At 68.2% G+C, this 19654-nt stretch carries 19 protein-coding genes; 15 read left to right on the forward strand and 4 right to left on the reverse strand.

Features of this window, described 5'->3' with window-relative positions; genetic code table 11:
* Nucleotides 1-140 precede the first annotated feature (140 nt).
* From ACPPVW_RS08380 to ACPPVW_RS08395, 4 genes are all read left to right on the forward strand, one after another.
* Nucleotides 141-3110, forward strand: a complete 2970-nt coding sequence (locus ACPPVW_RS08380) for a glycosyl hydrolase (RefSeq protein WP_426626034.1) — start codon at nt 141-143, stop codon at nt 3108-3110.
* Between the two features lie 71 nt (nt 3111-3181).
* Nucleotides 3182-3685, forward strand: a complete 504-nt coding sequence (locus tag ACPPVW_RS08385) for a MarR family winged helix-turn-helix transcriptional regulator (RefSeq protein ID WP_426626035.1) — start codon at nt 3182-3184, stop codon at nt 3683-3685.
* Between the two features lie 318 nt (nt 3686-4003).
* On the forward strand, nt 4004-4228 hold the full coding sequence (locus tag ACPPVW_RS08390; protein WP_426626036.1) for a hypothetical protein: 225 nt from the start codon (nt 4004-4006) through the stop codon (nt 4226-4228).
* Nucleotides 4229-4236: 8 nt separating this feature from the next.
* Nucleotides 4237-4932, forward strand: a complete 696-nt coding sequence (locus ACPPVW_RS08395; protein ID WP_426626037.1) for a hypothetical protein — start codon at nt 4237-4239, stop codon at nt 4930-4932.
* A gap of 76 nt (nt 4933-5008) precedes the next feature.
* Here ACPPVW_RS08395 and ACPPVW_RS08400 read toward each other — a convergent pair whose 3' ends face one another.
* Nucleotides 5009-5851 (reverse strand): amidohydrolase family protein, encoded by an 843-nt coding sequence (locus ACPPVW_RS08400; RefSeq protein WP_426626038.1) that lies wholly within the window; start codon nt 5849-5851, stop codon nt 5009-5011.
* A gap of 171 nt (nt 5852-6022) precedes the next feature.
* Between ACPPVW_RS08400 and ACPPVW_RS08405 the strand changes: the two genes are divergently transcribed.
* The 5 genes from ACPPVW_RS08405 (at nt 6023) to ACPPVW_RS08425 (ending at nt 10184) form a co-directional block, all read left to right on the forward strand.
* Nucleotides 6023-6187: a hypothetical protein gene (locus ACPPVW_RS08405; protein ID WP_426626039.1), complete on the forward strand. Its 165-nt coding sequence runs from the start codon at nt 6023-6025 to the stop codon at nt 6185-6187.
* Nucleotides 6187-7224: an aldo/keto reductase gene (locus ACPPVW_RS08410; RefSeq protein WP_426626040.1), complete on the forward strand. Its 1038-nt coding sequence runs from the start codon at nt 6187-6189 to the stop codon at nt 7222-7224. The genes ACPPVW_RS08405 and ACPPVW_RS08410 overlap by 1 nt, the downstream gene beginning before the upstream one ends.
* Before the next feature lie 9 nt (nt 7225-7233).
* A complete protein-coding gene (locus tag ACPPVW_RS08415) occupies nt 7234-7944 on the forward strand; it encodes a GntR family transcriptional regulator (RefSeq protein ID WP_426626041.1) in 711 nt (236 codons plus the stop codon).
* Between the two features lie 127 nt (nt 7945-8071).
* On the forward strand, nt 8072-9379 hold the full coding sequence (locus ACPPVW_RS08420) for an enolase C-terminal domain-like protein (protein ID WP_426626042.1): 1308 nt from the start codon (nt 8072-8074) through the stop codon (nt 9377-9379).
* A gap of 169 nt (nt 9380-9548) precedes the next feature.
* Entirely contained in the window at nt 9549-10184 is a 636-nt protein-coding gene (locus tag ACPPVW_RS08425; protein ID WP_426626043.1) for an alpha-L-fucosidase, read from the forward strand.
* A 95-nt stretch (nt 10185-10279) separates the two neighbouring features.
* On the opposite strand, the gene ACPPVW_RS08430 is transcribed toward ACPPVW_RS08425, so the two are convergent.
* Nucleotides 10280-11026, reverse strand: coding sequence for an SDR family NAD(P)-dependent oxidoreductase (locus ACPPVW_RS08430; RefSeq protein WP_426626044.1), 747 nt, complete (start codon nt 11024-11026; stop codon nt 10280-10282).
* 31 nt (nt 11027-11057) lie between these two features.
* The gene (locus ACPPVW_RS08435; protein WP_426626045.1) at nt 11058-11909 is read right to left on the reverse strand and encodes a fumarylacetoacetate hydrolase family protein; all 852 of its coding nucleotides are present in this window, start codon (nt 11907-11909) and stop codon (nt 11058-11060) included.
* A 102-nt stretch (nt 11910-12011) separates the two neighbouring features.
* On the opposite strand from ACPPVW_RS08435, the gene ACPPVW_RS08440 reads away from it, so the two are divergent.
* The 5 genes from ACPPVW_RS08440 to ACPPVW_RS08460 all read left to right on the forward strand — a co-directional run bounded on the left by ACPPVW_RS08440 (nt 12012) and on the right by ACPPVW_RS08460 (nt 16892).
* Complete coding sequence (locus ACPPVW_RS08440) at nt 12012-12368, forward strand: L-rhamnose mutarotase (RefSeq protein WP_426626046.1); 357 nt, start codon at nt 12012-12014, stop codon at nt 12366-12368.
* Between the two features lie 132 nt (nt 12369-12500).
* On the forward strand, nt 12501-13466 hold the full coding sequence (locus ACPPVW_RS08445) for a hypothetical protein (RefSeq protein ID WP_426626047.1): 966 nt from the start codon (nt 12501-12503) through the stop codon (nt 13464-13466).
* A complete protein-coding gene (locus ACPPVW_RS08450) occupies nt 13463-14941 on the forward strand; it encodes a hypothetical protein (protein ID WP_426626048.1) in 1479 nt (492 codons plus the stop codon). Before ACPPVW_RS08445 ends, ACPPVW_RS08450 begins: the two co-directional genes overlap by 4 nt.
* Nucleotides 14938-15609 (forward strand): ABC transporter ATP-binding protein, encoded by a 672-nt coding sequence (locus ACPPVW_RS08455; RefSeq protein WP_426626049.1) that lies wholly within the window; start codon nt 14938-14940, stop codon nt 15607-15609. The genes ACPPVW_RS08450 and ACPPVW_RS08455 overlap by 4 nt, the downstream gene beginning before the upstream one ends.
* Nucleotides 15609-16892, forward strand: coding sequence for an ABC transporter permease (locus tag ACPPVW_RS08460; RefSeq protein WP_426626050.1), 1284 nt, complete (start codon nt 15609-15611; stop codon nt 16890-16892). Before ACPPVW_RS08455 ends, ACPPVW_RS08460 begins: the two co-directional genes overlap by 1 nt.
* 82 nt (nt 16893-16974) lie before the next feature.
* On the opposite strand, the gene ACPPVW_RS08465 is transcribed toward ACPPVW_RS08460, so the two are convergent.
* The gene (locus ACPPVW_RS08465) at nt 16975-17985 is read right to left on the reverse strand and encodes a LacI family DNA-binding transcriptional regulator (RefSeq protein WP_426626051.1); all 1011 of its coding nucleotides are present in this window, start codon (nt 17983-17985) and stop codon (nt 16975-16977) included.
* Between the two features lie 315 nt (nt 17986-18300).
* Here ACPPVW_RS08465 and ACPPVW_RS08470 point away from each other — a divergent pair, with 315 nt between their 5' ends.
* Nucleotides 18301-19620 carry an ABC transporter substrate-binding protein gene (locus tag ACPPVW_RS08470; RefSeq protein WP_426626052.1) on the forward strand — a complete coding sequence of 440 codons (1320 nt, stop codon included), beginning with the start codon at nt 18301-18303 and terminating at the stop codon, nt 19618-19620.
* The last annotated feature ends 34 nt before the right edge of the window (nt 19621-19654 follow it).

Consider the following 19654-nt stretch of genomic DNA (forward strand, 5'->3'; position numbering starts at 1 on the left):
GGGACCATTCTCCGCGCAGGTCGCTGTCGAAGCGGCAGAACACCGCTATGCTGTCTTAGCGACAATAGATGTTATGCTCGCGACAACAGCACGACATACCTCCCGGTCGCCCGCGTCGTCGTTCGAAGGAGAACTGACCCATGTCCGCACTCGACCATCACCGCGCACTCGACCAGCACCGCGGCCCGCTGCAGGACTCGCCCATCGAGTTCCGTCCTGAGCTGCGCTGGTGGCTGGCGGAGGGCCTCCACACCGACCGCACCCTGCGGTTCGAGATCGACGCCGCGCACCGCCTCGGCTTCGGCGGCATGGAGTTCCTGGCGATGGACGAGCAGGCGATCGATCACCCCCGCTACGGCTGGGGCTCCGAGGAGTGGGTGCACGACTCGCAGATCGTGGTGGAGGAGACCACGACACGCGGGATGTCGGTGAGCTTCACCTCCGGGACGAACTGGTCCAACGCGAACCTGCCGACGATCGACCCCGACCACCCGGCGGCGGCGCGCGAGCTGAACGTCGTGGTGGAGGACGTGCGTGCGGGAGCGGGCCGCGAGGGCGCCCTGCCGCGCATCGAACTCGACGCACAGCGCACGGAGAGCCTGCTGCCCGGTCACCGGATCGCGCCGAAGACGCAGGAGTTCGTCGCGGTCGTCGCCGTACCTGTCGTGACCGAGGGCGCGGACGGCGCGGCTCTGGTGCTCGACGCCGACGGTGTCGTCGATCTGACCTCCCGGGTCGTGGAGGGCGCACTCGACTGGGAGCCCGACGACGACCGCGACTGGAAGCTCTTCGTATTCTGGTCGCACGGCACCGGGCAGACGGCCTCCCCGTCGGCGAGCGTCAACTACACCGTCAACTACCTCGACCGGGCCGGCGTCGACGCTGTCATCGACTACTGGGGCTCGACCGTTCTTACGCCCGAACTGCGTGCGCTCATCGCCCGCAACCCGCGTGCGCAGATGTACATGGACTCGCTCGAGCTCGACACCTGGGGTGAGGGCGGCCTGTTTTGGGGCGCGTCCGTCGCCCGCGAGTTCCGGGAGCGTCGAGGCTACGACATCACGCCGTGGCTGCCGTTCCTCACGCGCAGCGTGCTGCTGATGGCCTCCGCCACCACCTATCGCTACCAGCCCACCGACGCGCAGCGGGCCACCGTCGAGAAGGTGCGCCACGATTACGTCGAGACGCTGACCGACCTCTACATCGAGAACATGCTGCGGCCGTTCGCCGCGTTCCTGCACGAGAACGGCATCCTGCTGCGCTCCGAGATCAGCTACGGGCTCCCGTTCGAGCTGACCCGCCCGGGCCCGGAGGTCGACGGCATCGAGACCGAGTCCCTCGAGTTCGGTTCCCAGATCGACGCGTACCGGCTGCTGGCCGGACCAGCCCACCTGTTCGGCAAGCAGTACTCGTCGGAGACCGGCGCCACGACCCGCAACCACATGCTCGACCACCGGTTCTACGACCAGATCATCGCGACGCAGCTGGCCGCCGGCATCACCAAGACGGTGCTGCACGGCTGGGCGAGCACCGCCGGCGCAGAGGGTGCGACCGAGTGGCCGGGGCACGAGGGCATGTGGCCCGGATTCTCCGAGCGGTTCGACCTCCGTCAGCCGGCCAGCGAGTTCTATCCGCAGTGGAACAAGGCGATCGGCCGCGTGCAGTATCTGCTGCGTCAGGGCCGGCCGCGCATCGACGTGGGCATCCTGCGCACCGACCACTTCGTCGACAACCTGTCCGGGATGTTCTTCCTCGACCAGGACGGCGCCCGCATCCCCGACGAGGTCGCCTACGGCACGATGTGGATGCGCGACCGCGCGAACCACTGGTGGCAGGACCTCGGCATGCAGGACGCCGGCTGGAGCTACGAGTTCTTCGACGGCTCGCTGCTGCAGCGCGACGAGGTGTCGTTCGCCGACGGCCTGGTGCAGCCCGACGGCCCGGGCTATCAGGCCCTGATCGTGTACCAGGAGGCGCTGAACGCCGACGTGGCGCGGCTGCTGCTCGACTGGGCGCGGGCCGGCCTCCGGGTGCTCATCGTCAACGGCGCCCGGGAGCTGAAGCTGCTGATGACCGGCGAGCACATCCTCAACGAGCGCGCGGCCTCCCGCACCCCCGGCCTCGACGGCCGCGACGACGAGCTCGCGGCGACGATGGCCGAGCTGCGCGCGCAGCCGACGGTGGCGGAGATCGACGACCCGGCCCAGACCGTGTCGGCCCTGCGCGGGCTGGGCGTGACCGGCCGCGCCGAGTTCGCGACCGAGAACCGCAACGTGCTCGGCTACCTCCGCGAGGAGGGCGACCTGCTGCACGTGTACCTGTACCACTTCCTCTACGAGACCGGAGAGGACACCGTGGTGGAGGTCGCCCTCCCCGGCGCAGGCACGCCCTATCGGATCGACCCGTGGAGCGGCAGCATCGTCGAGCACCACGGCGTGCGGCTCGACGGCGACCGCACGGTCGTGTCCGTCGCGCTCGCGCCGGGCGAGATCGCACTGCTCACCGTGGACCGCTCGAAGCGTCCAGCGGAGTCGGCCCCAGCCTCCCGCGAGAAGGTGCAGGAGGTCGGCGGCTGGAGCATCGCCGTCGAAAGCTGGGACGCCGGAGAGAACGAGCTGATCGTCGAAGACCGCGGCCTCGGCTACGAGAGCCGGGAGGTGCGGCCGACGACCGCGGTGACGACAATCGCCGTCGACGGCACCGAGCTGCGGCCCTGGACCGAGCTCGCGGGCGTCGGGCCGGAGGTGTCGGGAGTGGCGGAGTACCGCACGGAGGTCGTGCTCGACCGCCCAGCAGAGCCAGGGGAGCGCCTCCTGCTCGACCTCGGCTCGCCGGCGGGTGGTCTCGGCGCCGTTGTCGTAGGCGACGGGGAGGCACGCGGCTTCGACACCTCTCGACCGGTCGTCGACATCACGGATGTGGCCCGCGCCGGTCGCAACACGATTGTGGTGCGGGTCGCGAGCTCGCTGAACAACCGGCTCATCGCGCGCGGCTACTACGACGGCATCCCCGACATGGGCACCCTGCTGCTCGGCCGCCAGGAGTCGCACACCACGGTCGTGCGGCCGCACGGCCTCCTGGGCCCGGTGTCGATCGTCAGCGAACGCTGAGCGGCCCGACGCGATGGAGGCGGCGCGCTGCTGAGATACTGAGCAGCACGCCGAACAGAGGAGGTGGCAGCGTGTCGGACGACCCCGACCTCTCGCCGGTCATCGAGCAGGATCCGCTCGACCTGCGGCTGTCGATCGCGTCGATCGTCCACTGGGCCGAAAGCCGGGAGGTGCGCGTGCGCGTGATGGAGAAGATCGGGTTCCCGGTCGACGACATCCCGATGTTCGTGGTCGTCAACCAGCTCGCCTACCGCGGGGCGCTGCGCCCGACCGACCTGGCGGCGACCCTCGGCACCGGCAAGGCCAACATCTCGAAGATCGTGCGGCGGCTGGAGGAGATCGGCCTGGTGGCACGGGTGCCGGCTCCGCGGGACGAGCGCAGCGTGCTGGTCACGTTGACCGACGAGGGTCGCGTGCTCGGCGAACGCATCATGGAGGTCGCCCAAGCCCAGGTGGACGAGGTCACGCTCGGTTGGGACCCGCAGGAGGTCGAGAACCTGCGGCGCTACGTCGCCCGGTTCGCCCGCCACGCGTTCGCGGGGCTGTCGATGACGCCGGGGTTGCGGGAGCGGTAGGAGGCTTTCTTTCCCCACGACGCAGGAGCGGCAAATTGCAGACGCTTGATCTCTGCTTAGCGCATTGTTAGATTTTAGATGAACTCGCGCTGAGCTCGTCTCCGTTGCGCCATCGACCGCGACTTGGCTCATCAATCGGACAAGGTGCCACGCGTCACGCGCAACCGTTTCCCCGCCATCTCGCATTCGGTAGGGGTGGCGCGATGAGCCGTCTGCCAAGGAGATGTAATGGTGAAGAACCACGCTCGTTCTGAGGGGTGCAACCGAGTTGGGCGACGGGTTCTCAGCGATACCCCAGGTGCCCGGCAGGATCGCCGCGTGAATGCCGCGCCCATTGAGCACTCAGATCTCGCCGCGGAGCTGTGGTGGGAGAAGGCTTCGTGGTGGGTTGAACTGACGGCCCGGTCGAAACAAAGCATCCCGCCCAGCGGGCGGGATGCTAAGGACGTAAACATCGGCGTTGGTCACGATGTTTTCAGCCAACAGCTTAGCAAGCGCGATATGACGCCGTCCACTCGAACCGCACGAACGACCTCGATCTGAGGACTGCGATGGCACACGATCTTACGATCACGCTCAGCGAACCTCGGTTCCGGACGTACCTGCGCGCAGCACAGGGAGACGAGACCCGCGCAGCCGATCTTTACGTTGCGAACATGAGGCTCTCCGGTGCGGCGCACGAATCGCTCCACATGTTCGAGGTCGTGCTTCGGAACACGATCGACACACAGCTTCGCGCTTGGAATGCGCGGCGCGGCGGATCACGAGACTGGGCACTCGAGCCTATCCCTTTGTTGCGCGGAGTCTTGGACGCACGAGGAAAGCTGGGTGACGCGGAAGCCAACGCCCGAAGCGCAGTCAGAAGGCACAAGCGTGCGGTCACGCACGATGATGTCCTGGCGCAACTCACGTTAGGCACGTGGCGCTACCTGCTCCCGTCGCGGCGAGACGCGATGAAGCGGGTGCTATGGGACGAGGCCCTGGTGGAGGCGTTTCCGAACCTGTACGGAATCCCGGTTACAACGCTCGCCGATTGGGTGTCTATGGCATACGACCTGCGGAATCGAGTAGCTCACTTCGAGCCGATCTTCTCCCGCGATCTCTACGCACGACGGCGTGCGATATATCGCACGATGAAGACCGTCAGCCGGGAGGCTCAGGCCTGGTTCGGTGCGAACGATCGATTCCACCGCGCGGTCGAAGAGTTCTACATAGAGTGGCCCGAACATAAGGGCAGCAAGCTTTAGACGCTTCTCTCGCCGACCGACGAGGGCCGCGTGCTCGGCGAATGTATCGGGGAGGTCGCCAAGGCCAATCGACAAGCTAAGCTCGGCGGCTACGTCCCGCCGAGAGACGATACGCCCGCTCGGCGGAGTGCGTGAGCACGTTCGCGCGCTCGGCCGTAGAGGCCCCGGCGAGCAGCTCCTCCACGGTCGCCCACGTCTGAGCGTACGAGCCCGCGAGGGTCGACACCGGCCAGTCGCCGCCATAGAGAACGCGAGCGGCGCCGAACGCGTCGAGCGCGTAGTCGACGAACGGCCGCAGCCGGGCGGCATCCGAGCCGCCGCCGAGGGTGGTCAGGCCGGAAAGCTTGACGAAGACGTTCGGGCGGCGCGACAGCTCTGTGAGCAGACCCCGCCACGGCGAGCCCGTCATCCCGACCGGCGGTGTGCCGAGGTGGTCGATCACCAGCCGCAACGACGGGAGTTCGTCGGCCAGCGCCACCGCGTGCTCCAAGTGCCGGGGGAGCACCCCGATCACGTCGAAGGCCAGGTCGTGCGAGGCGAGCAGCTCGAGCGACGAGCGCACCGCGGCGCGGCCGAGCCAGTCGGGGTCGGGTTCGTCGTGGATCAGATGCCGCACTCCGACGAACTGCCGGTGCTCCGACCACTCGTCGAGCTGCCTGGAGGCCGTGGCCGGGTCGAGCAGGTCGACCCACGCAACGACGCCGGCGACCAGCGGAGACCGCACCGCGAACATGGCCGCCGAGTCCTCCACCGAGTTCGCGGCCTGCACGAGCACGACCCGGTCGACGCCCGCCTGCTCCAGCTGGAGCTGCACCTCCGCGAACGCGAACGTTCGGTTGATCGGCGCGAGGGCGTCGGTCAGCCACGGGTACGCGACCCGCTCCAGGTCCCAGAGGTGGAGGTGGGCGTCGAGCGTCATCTCAGGCCGCAGCGGTCGTCAGTGAACAGGGCCACGCTGAGCTTCTCCTTCGTCGCTGAACGGATGCGGTCGCCGGGTCGATTGTGACTCAACCGGACGCCGCATATCCTATAGGCAATACGCATTCGCCTAGAGGACCCACCCAGACCCGCTCGAAGGAGAGTTCGTTCCGTGATCCCCACACTCAGTACTGCGCCCGACTCGTTCGTGCGCACCGACCTCGTCCGGCCGCCGGGCGGCGAATGGCTCACCGGAGCAGGCTTCGGTCAGGCCCCGCTGGCGAAGCGGGGGATCGACGGGGACCTCGACGCGATCAACGACCAAAGGGTGGCCTGATGGCGGCCCCGCAATCCGGCTCTGCGCACGGCCCGGGGACGAGCCCCTCGCGCGGTCCGATCGGCTACGGCGGAGCGGCGCTCGGCAACCTCCACGCCGTGCGGCCGGACGACGTCTGGCCCGCGATCGTCCCGGCCGCGTGGGAGGCCGGCATCCGGTACTTCGATGTCGCGCCGCACTACGGGCTCGGCGTCGCTGAGACGCGTCTCGGCGAAGGTCTGCGCGGCCTCCCGCGCGACGAGTACGTGGTGTCGAGCAAGGTCGGCCGCCTCCTGGAGCCGAACCCGGGCTACCGGCCGGGCGACACCGACCTCGCCAACCTGTTCGACGTCCCGTCGGTGCTGCGTCGCCGGTTCGACTTCTCGCGTGATGGGGTGCTGCGGTCGGTGGAGGACTCCCTGACCCGGCTCGGACTGGACCGGATCGACATTCTGTTCGTCCACGACCCCGACGAGCGCGAGCGGGAGGCGCTGGACGGCGCGTTCCCCGCGCTGGAGGAGCTGCGCTCGCAGGGCGTGATCCGGTCGTATGGCGCCGGGATGAACCAGTCGGCGATGCTGACCCGGTTCGTGCAGGAGACCGACCTCGACATCGTGATGTGCGCGGGCAGGTACACGCTGCTGGACGGCACGGCCGCCTCCGATCTGCTGCCCGCCGCCCAGGAGCGCGGGGTGGAGGTGGTGGTCGCTGCCGTGTTCAACTCGGGCATCCTCGCCACCGACCGCCCGACCGCCGGGGCGACGTTCGACTACGGAGCGGCCCCCGCCGCGCTGATCGAGCGGGCGGGCAGGATCGCGGACGTCGCGGCCTCGTTCGGGGTCACTCTGCCCCAGCTGGCGGTGCAGTTCCCGCTGCGGCATCCCGCGGTCTCCACCGTCGTGCTCGGCGCCGACACCCCGGACCAGATCGTCCGCAACGCCGCTCTGGCCACACCCGCGGCGCCCGACGAGCTGTGGGCAGAGCTGGAGGCGGAGAGCCTGACGCCTCGGGCGATCCTGCATCCTCTTTCCCCTAGTGAGCGGGCCTGCCGAGCCTAGGATGTGCACATGAGCATCGAACCTCCCATCGGCGAACACCGCCTGCCCGCGCGGCGGGCGCTGGCCGACGACGTCTACGATGCGGTGCTCGGTCTGCTGATGGATCAGGTGATCGAGCCGGGCAGCCGCGCCAGCATCGACGGGATCGCGCGCCAGCTCGGCGTCTCGCCTACCCCGGTGCGCGAGGCGCTCGCGCGCCTGGAGTCCGAGGGCCTCGTCGTGAAGAAGGCGCTCAAGGGCTACACCGCGGCCCCACTGCTCGACAGTGAGGGGCTCCGGGAGCTGTTCGAGATGCGGCGCCTGCTGGAGCCGTACGCCTCACGCAGCGCGGCCGGCGTGATCGACGCCGAGACCCTGGACCAGCTGGAGCAGCTGTGCGATGACATGCACCGCAGCGGTGCAGCGTCGCGGACCGGCGACGACCGGTTCAAGGACTACAAGGACTTCGCCAACCAGGACGCCGAGTTCCATCGCCTGATCGCCGTGCACTCCGGCAACGGGCTGCTGGCCGACGCGATCGTGCGGCTGCGCTCGCACCTGCACCAGTACCGCATCTACTTCACGCACGGTGTCGTCGACGAGACGTCCGGCGAGCACGAGGCCGTGCTGGAGGCGCTGCGGGCCGGGGATGGCGCCGCGGCGGAGAAGGCGATGCTCGACCACATCACCAAGTCCTACAACCGGATCTCCGAGAGCCTGGAGGAGACCGGAGCCCAGTGAGCCCTCCCCGAGTTCGAGCTCGCGACCGGGACGACGCCCACGTGCCTGACCACGTGGGCGTCTTCGCGTTTCCGGGAGAGTGCCCGGACTGGCGTCGAAGTGGCTATATCCAATAGGATGTTGCTTTATGAGTTCCGTGATCGGCTTCGAGACCCTGGACGTACGCTTCGAGACGTCGGCCCTCCTCGACGGTTCGGACGCGATGAATCCTGACCCCGACTACTCCGCCGCCTACCTCCGGGTGAGCACCGACGCTCCGGACGGGCTGGAGGGTCATTCCTTCGTGTTCACGATCGGGCGCGGCAACGACGTGCAGGTCGCGGCCATCGAGTCCGTCGCCCACCGTGTGATCGGCCGCGATGTGGAGGCGATCCTCGGCGATCTGGGAGGTTTCTGGCGCGAGTTTGTGCACGACTCCCAGCTGCGCTGGCTCGGCCCGGAGAAGGGCGCGATGCACATGGCGATCGGCGCCGTCGTCAACGCCTTCTGGGACCTCAAGGCCAAGCGCGCCGGCCTTCCGCTCTGGCAGCTGCTTGCGCGCCTGACGCCCGAGGAGATCGTCGAGCTGGTTGACTTCCGCTACCTCAGCGACGCCCTGACGCCGGAGGATGCGCTGGCGATCCTCCGCGCCGCGGAGCCGGGAAGGGCTGCGCGCGAGGCCGAGTTGATGGCGACCGGCTATCCCGGTTACACCACCACGCCGGGCTGGCTCGGCTACTCCGACGACAAGCTGCGCAGGCTGGCGCGGGAGGCCGTCGACGAGGGCTTCCAGCAGATCAAGCTCAAGGTCGGCGATCGGCTGGAGGACGACCTCCGTCGCCTCCGGATCGCCCGCGACGAGGTCGGTCCCGACATCCGGATCGCCGTCGACGCCAACCAGCGCTGGGACCGCGACCAGGCGATCGAGTGGATCCGCGCGCTCGAGCCCTTCGACCTCGCGTGGGTCGAGGAGCCGACCAGCCCCGACGACGTGCTCGCCCACGCGGCCATCGCCCGCGCGGTGGCGCCTGTGCGCATCGCGACGGGGGAGCACGGGATGAGCCGGGTGCTGTTCAAGCAGCTCCTGCAGGCCGGCGCTGCCGCGATCGTTCAGATCGACTCGACGCGCGTCGCCGGCGTGAACGAGAACATCGCCATCCTGCTGCTGGCCGCGAAGTTCGGCGTGCCGGTGTGCCCGCACGCGGGCGGCGTCGGCCTCTGCGAGGCGGTGCAGCACTTCTCGATGTTCGACTTCGTCGCCGTCTCCGGCAGCCAGGAGGGCCGGATGATCGAGTACACCAAGCACCTCCACGAGCACTTCGTCACGCCGGTGGAGCTGTCCGGCGGCCGTTACCGCGCGCCGCTCGCGCCAGGAATCGGCATGGAGATGCTGCCCGAGTCGCTGGACGCGAACCAGTACCTCCCCACGCCCGACGCCGCACCCCTGCTGAGCTGAGCCGTTCCGGTTCGACAGCTGCCATCGCGGTCATTCTGGCTGGATGCCTGATTTCAGGCCGTCTCGTCACGCAGGGCCTTCCTCTGCGCGGCATCGCGGGCAATATCGCGCCTCCCGGCGCGGTTCCGTGTGCGTCAGGACGTTGCTGCCACGGTAGCGGCCCGGAAGGGTGGCGGTAGGCGACGCCGAAGGCATCCAGCCCGATATCCTCATCAACGGCAGGCTTCTCGGCCAGGGTGACTACGCCACCCCCGAGCAGGGTTTTCCCACAGACCCTCCCACGGGACCGTGGGAACTGTGCCTCACGATGGGGCGCCTCTGGTCGTACAGCCTCGCCGATGTGAACCTGAAGTCCGCTCGCTCTCTCGCGCGGACCCTGATCGAAGTCGTGAGCAGAGGCGGCAATCTGCTTCTCGACATCGGTCCAGACGGCGACGGCAACGTGCCCGCGCCACACCGTGAGCGGATGCACGAGCTCGGCTCCTGGATGCGGACCCACCGCGAGAGCGTGATCGGCGTCGGCTCCGCGCAAGACGTGGACTTCTACGGACCGGTCACCCGAACGGCATCCACGATCTATCTACACCTCGTGATGCTGCCGGTGGACGAGATCGTCGTGCGTCGCGTTCCGGTCAGCCGTGTTCGCGGCGTGCGTCTGCTCGGCGGACCCGAGCTTCCGTTTGCCGTGAACCTCGAGGTGCACGAGAAGGTCGAGAACGGCGATGCGGCTTTCGGCGAGCTGCGGATCGTGGCGCCGCGGGCATCCGGTGCACTCGTGGACGTTGTCGCAATCGACCTGGCCTGACCGACGAAATGCGTTGGACCCGGCCGTAAGCAAACGCTGGATCCGGCGATTCCACCCGTCAGCCCCTCCCGGACAACCTGGCTGGGGACGACAACCTAGCGGCGCGGGCGCAGGGAGTACATGCCGCCGTCGACGGCGAGGATGACGCCGTTCGTGGAGGTCGACCGCGGGGACGCCAAGTAGGCTACGGCGTCCGCGACCTCCTGCGGCTGCACCAGTCGGCCGCTGGGCTGGCGGGCCTCCAGTGCGGCGCGCTCGGCGTCGGGGTCGTCGGCGCGCTCGAGCAACCGGCCCACCCAGGGCGTATTCGCCGTGCCGGGCGCGACGGCGTTGACGCGGATCCCGAACGGCAGGCAGTCGGCCGCGATCGCGAGCGTCATAGCCGAGATCGCGCCCTTCGAGGCGGAGTAGAGCACGCGTTGCGGGAGGCCGGCCCACGCCGCGATGGAGCTCGTGAGCACGACGGCGGGGGAGGGTGAGTCCTTCAGGTGCGGCAGGGCGTGGCGGATGGTGCGGGCGGACCCGATGACGTTGACGTTGAGAACGCGCGCCCACTCGTCGTCGCCGTTGGCCTCCACGTCGCCCTGCGCGCCGATGCCGGCGTTGGCGATCACGATGTCGAGGCGGCCGGCGTCGGCGACGACCTGCTCGATCGCGGAGCGCACGCTCTCGTCGTCGCCGATGTCGCAGCGGACGGCGACATGCGGCGCCTCGACGCCCGACGCGTCGAGGTCGAGCGCGTAGACGCGGGCGCCTCGGCTCGCGAGCTCGTCGGCGATGGCCTTGCCGAGGCCGGATGCTCCACCCGTGACCGCGGCCACGAGCCCTTCGAATTCGGACAACGTCGTCTCCTTCTGATGTTCTCGGATGAGGTCAGGGCGCTGTGCGGATGGTGCCGGCCTGCTCGCCGAGCCCGTCGATCCCGAGCCGCACCTGGTCGCCGACGCCGAGGTAGGGGAAACGGCCGGAGAGACCGACCCCCTCGGGGGTGCCGGTGTTGATGAGATCACCCGGCTCGAGGACGGTGAACCGGCTGAGCCGGTAGACGATCTCGGCGACGCCGAAGATGAGATCGGAGGTCGTCGACTCCTGACGGGGCTCGCCGTTGACCGTCGACCAGATCCGCAGCCCCGACCCGTCCCCGACCTCCGCTGCCGGCACCAGCCACGGGCCCAGCGGGTTGAACGTCTCGAAACTCTTGCCCTTGCTCCATTGCCCGAGGGAGCGCTCAAGCTGATACTCGCGCTCGGAGACGTCGTTGGCGATCGCGAAACCCGCGATGTGCCCCAGCGCCTCCTCGGGGGAGGAGAGGTAGCGGGCGCGCTTTCCGATGACGGCGGCGAGTTCGACCTCCCAGTCGGTCGTCGTCGAGCCCGGAGGGAGAAGGATGTCGTCGTTCGGCCCCACGACCGTGTTGGGGTGCTTGTAGAACACGACGATGTCGCTGGGCGGTTCGGAGCCGGACTCGCGCGCGTGCGCGGCGTAGTTCATCCCGATGCAGATGACCGCCTGCGGGCAGGCGATCGGGGCGCCGATTCGCAGTCCCGCCGTGTCGACCTGCGGCAGCTCGCCCGCGATCGCGGCGGCCTCCGCGCGTGCCAGGCCGTCGGAGGCGAGGAAGGCGCCGTCGAGGTCGGCGGTCAGCGGGCGCAGGCTCCAGGAGGTCTCGCCGTCGCTGACGACCGGGATCTCCGCGCCGACGGCGCCGAGTCGCATGAAACGCATGAGGGTCCTTACGTTTGGGGGTTCGCCTGGGCTTCCGCCGCGCACAGTCAGCCTATTACTATTTCCTATAGGAATCCAAGCTCATCCCGTCGGAAGGACCCCATGCGCGTCGCCCTGCACTCCGTCCTCCGCGAGGGCCACGAGTCGACGTACGAGGAGGCGCACACCGCTATCCCGGCCGACCTGGCCGCCTCTTTCGCACGGCTGGGCATCCACGACTGGTCGATCTGGCGAAGCGGTCGTGACCTCTTCCACCTGGTCGAGTGCGACGACTTCGCAGCGGCCATGCGCGCTTTGGACGACGACCTTGCGAATCAGCGGTGGCAGGCGTTCATCACACACCACGTCGACCACTTCGTCACCAGCGCCGAGGGACCGGAAGGGATGGTGCTCGGCGAGGTCTGGCGCCTGAGGACCCAGCGCGAGCAGTCGACGTCAGCAGGCTCGTCCTTGTCGTGAATGAGGCCTCGGATCCCTCCACCGGTGTAGCGGCGGGCAACGTTCGGCGGATGATGTTCTACATCACACCTGCTGGAATTTCGGTAGTGTGAAAAAAGCACGCACACGGAATCGAGCAGAGGACAGCACGTCATGACTACCCGCCACCAGACCCGACGCATCGGAATCGCCGCCTCACTCGCGATAGCGGCGTTCGCTGGAACCGCCCTGACGGGGTGCACCAGCGGCGGAACCGAGACGAAGCTCACCGCTGCGGACAGCCCGCTCTTCAAGTTGCTCGGCCCGCTGCAGGAAGCCTCGAGCGAGGACGCCATGCGCGAGCAGATGCGGAAGGTCGATACGTTGATCGCCCAGTGCATGAAAGACGAGGGTTTCCAGTACACCCCCACCGACACCGCGGGCGCGACGTTCGCGAGCGATGACAGTGCGGAACGCGAGACGGAGAAGTGGGTCGCCGAGCACGGCTACGGCATCAGCGAGTCCACCACGACCTCCGATACCCCCTCGGACCCGAACGAGGAGTACGTCGCCTCGCTGTCGGAGACGGAGAAAGCGGCCTATCACCAAGCACTCGACGGCCGGCAGCCCGACGAGGAGCCGACCGAAGGCGAGCGTGATCCCGAGACGGCGGGATGCGCGTACAACGCCTACCTCGAGGTCCAAGGCCCGGCGAACGTCTGGCAAGACCAGAAGTTCGCCAGCCTGTTCCAAGACATGTCCACCCTGTGGACGAAGGCCGACAGCTCGCCGGAGGTGAAGGCTGCGGACGCATCGTGGGCGGACTGCATGGCCGACGCCGGCCACTCGGGCATGAAGAAGCAGCAGGACGCGATGGACGAGTTCATGGACAAGCGCCAGAAACTGATCGGGGACGAGGACGGCTCTGGAGCGACCGGCACCTCCGCGCCGACCGCCAAAGAGCTGAAGGCATTGCAGAAAGAGGAGATCGAACTCGCGCTCGCCGACTTCCGCTGCTCCGCGAAGGTCGGCCACACCGACATCAAGCGGAAGGTATCGTTCGCCCTCGAAGAGAAGTTCATCGCGGCGCACAAAGCCGAGCTCGACGAACTGCTCGACACCTACGGCGACAAGAAGTGAGCACTGCCCCACAGGTCTCCGGGTGGTCGCGCATCCTCAAGGGCAACCGGCTGATGTGGCTGGTGGCCGGCGCTTCCGTCGTCTGCTTGGCCGCGGGATACGCCGCGGGAGCGCTGATGTCCCCCGCGACGTCGACCGCCGGGTCGGCCAAAGCCGGTCCGATCACGGTCCCCGTGGAGCACCGGGCGCTCGAGAACACGGTGAAACTACGCGGCGACGCGACATTCGACGACGCCGTAGAGGTGAGAGTCGCGTCGGGTGACCTCGAGGGTCCCGCCGTCGTCACCGGGAACGTCCCCGAAGTCGGCGCCACCCTCGACGCCCTGAGCGTCGCGCTCGAAGTGGCGGGACGGCCGGTGATCGTCCTCCCTGGGGCGCTTCCGGCATACCGGACGCTGCGGGCAGGGCACTCCGGACCGGACGTCGTGCAGCTGAAGGAAGCGTTGCGCGCGGTCGGAATCGACCCGGGCGACTCCGATTCATACGACGCCGCGACGGCGAACGCGATCACCGCGCTCTACCAGCGGGTGGGGTACTCGGCGCCGAGTCCGGGCGCAGTGGCGAAGTCGTCTCTGGACAGCGCGAAGGAGGCTGTACAGGGTGCGGAGATGTCGCTCTCCGCGGCCGAGAACGAACTCGCCATCGCGGCCAAAGGGCCGGACGCGGCACGCCGGCTGGAGCTCGACAACGGGGTCCGGGAGGCAGCGCGCGAGCTGGCCGCCGCGCGTGCGACAGGTGACGCACGAGCCATCGCCCGGGCCGAGGACGACGTGCAACTCGCGCAGGCGCAGCGCGATGTCGGGCTCGCGCCGGCAGACACCAGAGCGCAATCCGGCGCCGTGCAGGCCGCTCGCACCCAACTGGCCGCCGCGCGCGCTGCGCTGGCCGATGCCAACGCTGCTGTGCTGACGCCCTTGCCCGCCAACGAGATCCAGTTCCTGCCGACCCTGCCGCGGCGGGTGGACGAGGTCAGCACCGCTCGTGGCACGATCCTCGAGGGGGCGGCGATGGTCGTCTCGGGGGCGACGCTGTCGATCGCGGCGACAGCCGATGCGGCCGACGCGAAGCTCCTTTCCGAGGGCGCTCCCGCGGTGGTCGAGATGTCTGGAGGCACAGAGCTCCCCGCGGTGGTGCGGACCATCTCGCAGCCGAACGCGACCTCGGGCAAGGAGGACGCGAAGGCGGGGAAGCGCTGGCGGGTCGACCTCGCGCTCACCTCCCTCACGGACAAGCAGGTCCAGCAGCTGCGCGGCCAGAACGTCCGGGTCACGATCCCGGTGACGGCGACGGACGGCAAGGTGCTGGTCGTTCCGGCAGCAGCCCTGACCGCGGGACCGGGTGGGGAGTCCCGCGTAGAGCTCGCCGAAGGCGACCGCACGCGTGTCGTGCCCGTCCAGACGGGGCTCGCCGCAGACGGCCTCGTCGAGATCACCGGCGCGATCAAGGCGGACGACCTCGTAGTGGTCGGCAGATGAGCGATGCGCTGATCGAGCTTCGCGAGCTCTCCAAGACCTTCGACGGCCCGTCGGCGGTCACCGCACTCCGGACGACGTCGCTCCGGATCGACCGGGGAGCATACGTGACCATCACCGGTCCGAGCGGCTCGGGCAAGTCCACCTTCCTGAATCTGTTGGGCCTCCTGGATCGCCCGACGACGGGAGAGTACGTGCTCGACGGAACCGAGACCTCCACGCTGACGGAAGACGAGAGGGCGCACCTGCGAGCACGGAGCATCGGCTTCATCTTCCAGTCCTTCCATCTGCTCGCGGACCGCACGGTTCTCGAGAATGTCCTGCTCGCGACTCTCTATAGCGGAGTTCCGCGAGGCGAGCGGATCGAGCGGGCGATGGCGGCGATCGAGAAGGTCGGCCTCGGCCACCGGGTGGCGTTCCGGCCGCCAACGCTATCGGGAGGGGAGCGGCAGAGGGTCGCGGTGGCTCGTGCCATCATGACATCTCCCAAGTTGATCCTCGCGGACGAGCCGACGGGGAACCTGGACGAGAAGACCTCCGATCAGGTGATGGACCTGTTCGAGGAGCTGAACAGCGAGGGGATCGGCTTCGTCATCATCACCCACGACGCCCATGTCGCCGACCGCGCGCGGCGGGTGCTCCGTATCGTCGACGGAACGGTGCACGGCTGATGGCGGGACGTCTTCGTGCCGCGCTCGGAACCCTTTCGGCGCCGTTCAGGCGCTCGGCCTCCCGCGATCCCGACCGGTTCACATCGCAGGACTTGTTCTTCGAAGCCGTCCGCGGGCTCGACGGTCACCCGGGGCGACTCATTCTCACCACCATCGGCACCGTGCTCGGGATCGGGTCGCTCGTGGTCACGTACGGGCTGGCTCAGACCACGAACGCTGAGCTGCGAAAGCAGCTCGACCCGTCTCAGGCGACCCATTTCGTCGTCGCCCCGGCGACGGCGCGGGACAGTTCGGGCGAATCGCGGTCGGTCGCGACGTTCCCTGCCGATGCGGAGAGCAGGGCGCTGCGGCTCTCGGGTGTGACAGCAGCGGGCGTTCTCACCGAAGTGCCGTTGGGTGACGCCCCTGTGACGGCGGTCCCCGTGAACGACCCGTCGGTCGCCCAGAAGCTCGCGCCGGTCGTGTTCTCGGCGACGCCCGGCCTGTTCGACGCGATCGGGGCGACCGTCGAGAGCGGGCGGACGTTCGACGACGGTCACGACCTCCGTCACGACAGAGTCGCGGTGCTCGGGAAGGCAGCAGCCACGTCGCTCGGAATCGGTCGGCTCGATCGCCAGCCCACCGTGTTCATCGACTCCCGGCCCTACACGGTCATCGGCGTGCTCGACCAGACCGACCAGCGGACGGATCTGCTCGACTCCGTCATCATCCCGGCCAGCACCGCGCGGGAGGACCTCCAGGCGCCTGCGGGCGATGAGCTGCATGTGGGGGTGGCTCGTGGCTCCGGGCCCCTGATCGAGCGCCAGATCCCGATCGCGCTCTCGCCGAACTCCCCGAAGGATTTCGATTCGCAAGCGGCACGAGGTTCCGAGCGCGCGGCCCAGGCACAGGCGGACGCGAACCTCGCGTTCCTCCTGCTCGGTGTCATCTCGCTGCTCGCCGGTGCGCTCGGGATCATCAACGTGACCATCCTCTCGGTCAAGGAGCGGTCGGGCGAAATCGGCCTTCGTCGCGCGATCGGCGCCACCTCGCGCGACATCCGGTCGCAGTTCATGGTCGAGACGGGTGTCATCGGCGTCATCGGCGGGCTGGCCGGGACCGCGATCGGGGTCGCCACGATCGTCGTCATCTCGGCGACCCAGGGGTGGACGCCCGTGGTCGACGGATGGGTCGCCGTAGCCGCACCCGTGCTCGGAACGGTGATAGGCGTGATCGCCGGGACCTACCCGGCGCACCGCGCGGCGCGGATCGAGCCGGCGGACACGCTGCGCGGCGGGGTGTGAGGCGCGACATTCGCCGTGAATGTCGTGTTCGCCTGCTCCGGTCGCGACATTCACGGTGAATGTCGCGACCGGCGCGAGCCGCTCAGTGCGGCGACGTGCTCGCCCGTACGACGAGCTCGGGCTGGTAGCGGATGTGCCGGGGCTCCACTGAGCGGTCGTCGGCCTCATCGAGGAGGATCTGGACGGCGGTCTCGCCGATGAGGTGGCTCGGCTGCCGCACCGACGTGAGCGGCACGACGGAGGCTCCGGCGAAGAGGATGTCGTCGTAGCCGATGAGAGCGATCTCGTCAGGAACGGCAAGCTTGCCGCCGATGAACAGCGACTGCAGGAGGCCGATGGCCAGCAGGTCGTTGGCGGCGAAGACCGCGTCGGGGCGATCCGCGGGAGCGCGGTCGGCGACGGTCTGACCGATGCGGCGACCCTCGAGCACGGTGAGCGAGTCGCCGAACACGACCTCCAGCGAGACACCGGGGTGCTGGTCGACGACCGACCGCGCGCCAGCGAGGCGGTCGCTCACCTGCTGGATCGCGACCGGCCCTCCCACGAACAGGAGGCGCGTGCGGCCGGTGTCGATGAGATGCCGCGCAGCGAGGGCGCCGCCGGCGAGGTCGTCGACCGACACCGAACTGAAGGTGCTGTCGCTGCTCTCGCGGTCGACCAGGACGATCGGGATGTTGCGGTCGCGCATCCGGCGGAGGCGGGGAGCCACGTCGCCGACCGGGGACAGGAGCACCCCGCGCACCCGGAGCTCCTCGAACAGGTTGAGGTAGCCGGCCTCGCGCTCGCTGCGCTCGTTGCTGTTGCCGACGATGACTTCGTAGCCCGCGTCGGACGCCGCGTTCTCGGCCGCGGTCGCGACGTCGGTGAAGAACGGGTTGGCGCCGCTGAGCGAGATGAGGCCGATGGCCTGGCTGTGGCCGAGGCGCAGCTGACGAGCCGCCTCGTTGCGCACGTACGAGAGCTTCTCCATCGCCAGATGGACCCGCTCGACGGTCTCGGGGGAGACGATGTCGGGCCGGTTGAGCACGTTCGACACCGTCCCGACGGACACCTGAGCCAGCGCGGCGACGTCTTTGACGCTTGCAGAAGCCATGAAGTCATTCCCTCCCGCGGGACATCGTAATGGATGCGCGTGTTGAAACGAAACAATTTTCAATAGTGGTCGAGCGATGTGGGCTTCTTCGGAAGCCGGACAAAGAAAAATATCCAGGTCAAGGGAATTTTTTGGGATAGCCGAGATGCAATGGTCGAATTGAACGCGCGATTCAGTGGCCCCTCTACGTCTCGTTACTGAATCGACACAATTCATCCTTGACGTAATCCCCTGGAGGACTTATCTTCATGTGAAGCGTTTCAAACCACCCGTAGCACCGGGGGCGGAAACGTCCCGAATACAAGGAGGTATTTGATGTTCTCTCACAGGACGACGACGAAGGTCGTCGCCACGCTCGGCGGCATCGCGCTCGCGGCTCTCGCGCTCGCCGGCTGCAGTTCGTCGGGCGGAAATTCGAACGGCCCGGTCACCATCTCGCTGCTCGCTGCCGGCAACGACCCCGCCGCCACCAAGTTCGCGAACGACCTCTCGACGGCCTTCCACAAGGCCAACCCGAAGATCACCGTCAAGGTCGAGACGCGCCCCACGGGCACCGACGGCGACAACCTCATCAAAACCCGCCTGTCCACCGGCGAGATGAACGACGTGTTCCTCTACAACTCGGGATCGCTCTTCCAGGCGCTGCACCCGGACACGCAGCTCCAGCCGCTCACCGACGAGTCGTGGGTGAAGGACATCACCGACGACTTCAAGAAGACCGTCAGCACCTCCAAGGGCACCTACGGCGCCCCGACCGGCACGACGTTCGACGGCGGCATCATGTACAACAAGAAGGTCTACGAGAAGCTCGGCCTATCTGTGCCGAAGACGTGGGCCGAGTTCATCTCCAACAGCGAGAAGATCAAGGCCGCCGGCGTCGTCCCGGTGATCCAGTCCTACGGCGACACCTGGACGAGCCAGCTCTTCGTGCTCGGCGACTTCGCCAACGTGAACGCCACCGACCCCAAGTGGGCCGACGACTACACGGCGAACAAGTCCAACGCGAAGTACTCGAAGGAGCCGGCACTGGCGGGCTTCACGCACACGCAGGAGGTCTTCGACAAGGGTCTGATGAACAAGGACTACGCGTCGCTGACCAACGTCAACGCCCTCAAGGTGCTGGCCACCGGCGAAGGCGCGCAGTACCCGATGATCACCACCGTGATCAGCAACGTCCTGCAGTCCAACCCCAGCCAGATCAACGACATCGGCTACTTCGCGATGCCGACGGACTCGGGTGAGCCGCACGCGACCGTCTGGGAGCCGGGCGGTGCGTACATCCCGAAGACGACGAGCGGAGACAAGCTGGCCGCGGCCAAGAAGCTCGTCGCATACATCAACTCGCCCACGGGCTGCGACATCCAGAACAGCGCAGGCACCCCCGCCGGCCCGTTCGCGATCAGCACCTGCAAGGTCCCGGACAACGCTCCCGCGCTGGTCAAGGACGAGCTGAAGTACCAGGACGACAAGAAGACGGGCCTCGCGCTCGAGTTCCTGTCCCCGATCAAGGGCCCGAACCTGGAGAAGATCCTGATCCAGGTGGGCTCGGGAATCTCCAACGCTCAGCAGGGCGCCGCCCTGTACGACCAGGATGTGAAGGCCCAGGCCCAGCAGCTCGGCATCAAGGGCTGGTGAGCCCACGTCCGGGCCGGCGTCCGAGCGCCGGCCC

Source organism: Leifsonia sp. McL0607 (assembly GCF_049993355.1).
Classification (GTDB): domain Bacteria; phylum Actinomycetota; class Actinomycetes; order Actinomycetales; family Microbacteriaceae; genus Leifsonia.

What these genes read in the sequence shown, in the direction of transcription:
- ACPPVW_RS08380 (WP_426626034.1), top strand. Translation starts at nt 141, where the DNA reads ATGTCCGCACTCGACCATCACCGCGCACTCGACCAGCACCGCGGCCCG.
- ACPPVW_RS08395 (WP_426626037.1), top strand. Translation starts at nt 4,237, where the DNA reads ATGGCACACGATCTTACGATCACGCTCAGCGAACCTCGGTTCCGGACG.
- ACPPVW_RS08400 (WP_426626038.1), bottom strand. Translation starts at nt 5,851, where the DNA reads ATGACGCTCGACGCCCACCTCCACCTCTGGGACCTGGAGCGGGTCGCG.
- ACPPVW_RS08410 (WP_426626040.1), top strand. Translation starts at nt 6,187, where the DNA reads ATGGCGGCCCCGCAATCCGGCTCTGCGCACGGCCCGGGGACGAGCCCC.
- ACPPVW_RS08415 (WP_426626041.1), top strand. Translation starts at nt 7,234, where the DNA reads ATGAGCATCGAACCTCCCATCGGCGAACACCGCCTGCCCGCGCGGCGG.
- ACPPVW_RS08420 (WP_426626042.1), top strand. Translation starts at nt 8,072, where the DNA reads ATGAGTTCCGTGATCGGCTTCGAGACCCTGGACGTACGCTTCGAGACG.
- ACPPVW_RS08435 (WP_426626045.1), bottom strand. Translation starts at nt 11,909, where the DNA reads ATGCGTTTCATGCGACTCGGCGCCGTCGGCGCGGAGATCCCGGTCGTC.
- ACPPVW_RS08440 (WP_426626046.1), top strand. Translation starts at nt 12,012, where the DNA reads ATGCGCGTCGCCCTGCACTCCGTCCTCCGCGAGGGCCACGAGTCGACG.
- ACPPVW_RS08445 (WP_426626047.1), top strand. Translation starts at nt 12,501, where the DNA reads ATGACTACCCGCCACCAGACCCGACGCATCGGAATCGCCGCCTCACTC.
- ACPPVW_RS08455 (WP_426626049.1), top strand. Translation starts at nt 14,938, where the DNA reads ATGAGCGATGCGCTGATCGAGCTTCGCGAGCTCTCCAAGACCTTCGAC.
- ACPPVW_RS08460 (WP_426626050.1), top strand. Translation starts at nt 15,609, where the DNA reads ATGGCGGGACGTCTTCGTGCCGCGCTCGGAACCCTTTCGGCGCCGTTC.
- ACPPVW_RS08465 (WP_426626051.1), bottom strand. Translation starts at nt 17,985, where the DNA reads ATGGCTTCTGCAAGCGTCAAAGACGTCGCCGCGCTGGCTCAGGTGTCC.
- ACPPVW_RS08470 (WP_426626052.1), top strand. Translation starts at nt 18,301, where the DNA reads ATGTTCTCTCACAGGACGACGACGAAGGTCGTCGCCACGCTCGGCGGC.